The organism is Candidatus Symbiopectobacterium sp., assembly GCF_020054415.1.
Classification (GTDB): domain Bacteria; phylum Pseudomonadota; class Gammaproteobacteria; order Enterobacterales; family Enterobacteriaceae; genus Symbiopectobacterium.
Genome location: NZ_JAHWCO010000083.1, coordinates 1 through 3,125, shown reverse-complemented (window position 1 = coordinate 3,125; position 3,125 = coordinate 1). Strand labels below are relative to the sequence as shown.

The 3,125-nt window shown below is 48.8% G+C and carries 4 protein-coding genes and 3 pseudogenes; 3 read left to right on the top strand and 4 right to left on the bottom strand.

Translation table 11 applies throughout. The annotated features are described in order from the left end of the window. On the top strand, positions 1-346 hold a 346-nt coding region (locus QZ506_RS02655; RefSeq protein ID WP_291968877.1), incomplete at its 5' end, for an integrase core domain-containing protein. A 122-nt stretch (positions 347-468) separates the two neighbouring features. Here QZ506_RS02655 and QZ506_RS02650 read toward each other — a convergent pair. Then, positions 469-561 (bottom strand): annotated as a pseudogene (locus tag QZ506_RS02650) (tail fiber protein); the annotation flags it as partial. A 372-nt stretch (positions 562-933) separates the two neighbouring features. On the opposite strand from QZ506_RS02650, the gene QZ506_RS21420 reads away from it, so the two are divergent. After that, positions 934-1,146 (top strand): Com family DNA-binding transcriptional regulator, encoded by a 213-nt coding sequence (locus QZ506_RS21420; RefSeq protein WP_367272959.1) that lies wholly within the window; start codon positions 934-936, stop codon positions 1,144-1,146. Further along, a complete protein-coding gene (locus QZ506_RS02645; protein ID WP_291968876.1) occupies positions 1,091-1,885 on the top strand; it encodes a protein mom in 795 nt (264 codons plus the stop codon). Before QZ506_RS21420 ends, QZ506_RS02645 begins: the two co-directional genes overlap by 56 nt. Here QZ506_RS02645 and eutB read toward each other — a convergent pair. The 3 genes and pseudogenes from eutB to QZ506_RS02630 all read right to left on the bottom strand — a co-directional run. Continuing rightward, positions 1,863-2,303, bottom strand: a pseudogene (gene eutB / locus QZ506_RS02640) (ethanolamine ammonia-lyase subunit EutB); the annotation flags it as partial. The gene QZ506_RS02645 and the pseudogene eutB overlap by 23 nt on opposite strands. A 15-nt stretch (positions 2,304-2,318) precedes the next feature. Next, a pseudogene (locus tag QZ506_RS02635) lies at positions 2,319-2,921 on the bottom strand (amino acid permease); the annotation flags it as partial. A 12-nt stretch (positions 2,922-2,933) separates the two neighbouring features. Continuing rightward, a partial coding sequence (locus tag QZ506_RS02630; protein WP_291968874.1) for a transposase occupies positions 2,934-3,125 on the bottom strand: 192 nt, incomplete at its 5' end.

Below are 3,125 nucleotides of genomic sequence, written 5' to 3'. Positions count from 1 at the left end.
GACCGACAGGGGTACGGAGTACTGTGGTAAAGTGGAGCAGCATGATTATCAGCTTTATCTGGCTATCAACGATATCGAGCATACGAAAACGAAGGCGATGTCTCCGCAGACGAACGGCATCTGCGAGCGCTTCCATAAAATCATTTTGCAGGATTTTTATCAGGTTACGTTCCGCAAGAAGTTATATGGAGACCTGGAAAGCCTGCAGGTAGATCTGGACAACTGGTTGTGGCATTACAATAATGAGCGAACTCATCAGGGAAAAACGTGCTGCGGGCGTACGCCGATGGCAACTTTACTCGATGGAAAACGGATCTGGGCAGAAAAGAATCTGAACCAGATGTAATCTGACAGACGCCTGTATAAATAATCGGTAACTGTCAGATCAGGTCTGAGCTAGTACACATCACGTAACAATCGACCCGTATGGGGCGCAGTCGTTACAAGTTCTGATTTATTCAACAAAGCCCAGGCCACTTTATCGAAAGCATCACCGTTGCATTTAAGCCATCCAGCAGGCGGATTTTCAGTAGGCCAAGGTAGCGGAACATCTATCGGTACTATCGTTTCCGTTAAACTAGGGTTTTTAACAATGAGGATTTTTGCCAGTTTCCCGCTAGGGATAAGTGCTAATCATGCCTTGGTAAGGCGGAGGCACGGCAAAACAAGCAGCATTTATCGCTTAAATAATAGTCAACGTGCCGATTTACAGCAAAATTTGATGGTTTGATTAAATATTAAGCATGTTTTAAGGGGGTATGAAAGAGCAAATCGCACTACCGACCTTGCGCCGGCTAACATGAAACATAACTGGCATTAGCGATCAATAAAGCCTTATCGATCGTTAAAACAGATCAATTACAGTGGGTTAATCATACTCTCCATACCTAACAGGTAACATATGTTTTCTTGATTAATTGGGGAAATGAGAAGATGTTACGAGAGATACGCTGCTGCGGTTGTCACCGATTACTGGCAAAAGCAGAAGCGATTTACATACAGATAAAATGCCCGCGCTGCAAAGCATTTAATGAAATGAGGATGAGCAATCCCTCAACCAGCGTCTCCGAACGCCAGTCGGAGACCGGAAATGAAGCGCGCACATACGTCACGCATTCTCACAACACCTCAGCCCATTTTCGATAATGACCAGATTGTTGGATACTGCTCACACGAATTGCGGGTAGAAACCATCGCCTGCTGGCTGGCCCGCGTCATTGTAACAAGTCGGCATTACAGCCGGCGGTTTGTTAATAATTCCTGGCTACATCTTGGGGTATTCTCCGGTAGGGCTTTGGTTGGCGTGATGCAGTGGGGATACGCCCTGAATCCTAACAGTGGCGCAAAAGTGGTCTCTGGCATGAGGAATCGTGAGTATATGGAGCTTAACCGCTTATGGCTGCATGATGACATGCCTAAAAATTCAGAGTCACGAGCAATCAGCTATGCACTGAAAACTATCAGATTACTTTATCCTCAGGTGCAATGGGTGCAATCCTTTGCAGATGAGCGCTGTGGGCGTTGTGGCGTGGTGTATCAGGCGAGTAATTTTGAATATATCGGCAGCCATTACTCGCGATTCTATAAGCTTGATGGTGAGTGGTATCACGAAATAGCCCGTAACGCGATCACGCGGGGCGGCAAGCGAGGAGAATACCTGAGGGCCAATATAGCGCGTACAACTGTTCATCGCTTCCAGCAGTTCCGATATATCCGCTTTTTGGACAAACGCGCGAAGAAGCGCCTCAACACAAAATTATTTAAAGTGCAACCTTATCCTAAGCCGGAAACATTAAAACCAATTTCATTATGTTTTAGGGACAATAAAAGCGTTACATCAGTACAGCAATTGGTATCAAATAATTTTCATTTGTGTGATTTTTGAGCGTATAAAATATTTTGCCTTTCGGTATCAAATGATTTGCCGCGCTATACGCTGCCGCCATTTCCGGCGTAATACCCGGTGCAACGCGCGTCAACAGTTCACTACTGGTGGTGTCGCTCAATAGCCAGTTGCGAAAATCCCCCACGGTCAAATGTGAAATGGGTTCAAACGCCTGCTTATCGTGGCTATAAACAATCAGTCGCGTGACCTCATCCTGCTCATAGGGAATCAAGAGGTCCTGCAAAAAGGTCTTTAATGGCACGGCAGCCAGCGTCATACGCGCCGCCATACGCTCTTCAGCGCTCATGGCCGCCACGCCCGCCAAATAGTCACCGGAACGCGCCGGTGACGCTTTGGCCAATAGCGTACGCAGAGAATCAAAGGTGTAACGCTGGTGCCCCAATGTCGTGTGATACATACCCCTCCTCGCCTGCTATTTGGATGCCGTCAATTGGGGATCGAATACTGCGGACTCGCGCGCACTGCGGGTTGCCCGAAACCAGCCGTATCCCAGCAACATCATGGCAGTAAAAATCAGCGCCAGTAACGTGTTGTAATGCACCATAGCAACCAAACAAATCACCGCCATCACCAGCGCAAATGCCGGGGCAAACGGATATCAGGGCGCACGGAACGGACGACTGAGCGCCGGTTCACTGCGACGCAGTTTAAACAAGGCAGCCATCGACGTAATGTACATGACTATCGCACCAAATACCGACATGGTAACGATATTTGCCGTCAGCGGCAGCCCGCCGATGGTGACGAACGAATCGGAGAAGATGGCTGCAATCCCAACGACACCGCCCGCCAGAATGGCGCGGTGCGGCGTACGAAAACGCGGATGGACTCGCGCCAGCGAAGCGGGGAGATACCCCGCGCGCCCCAGGGAAAAGATCTGACGCGAATAGCACATGATGATGCCATGGAATGAGGCCACCAGGCCGAACAACCCGAGCCACACCAACATGTGCAGCCAACCGCTGTTGCTGCAGACAATCATTTTCATTGCCTGAGGCAGCGGGTCATTGATATTAGGCTGTGTCCCTTAATTGCATAACTTCTTGTAAAATAGGCGGATGTAGCCCAGTTTAACCATAGACAGATAATTCCTCGCCGTTTTGTCATAACGTGTGGCAATACGGCGGTATTCTTTTAATCGGCCAAAACATCTTTCCACTACATTGCGATGACGGTAAGCGTCACTGGCGAACCGTGAGCGCCCGTCCGAAGCCATTTT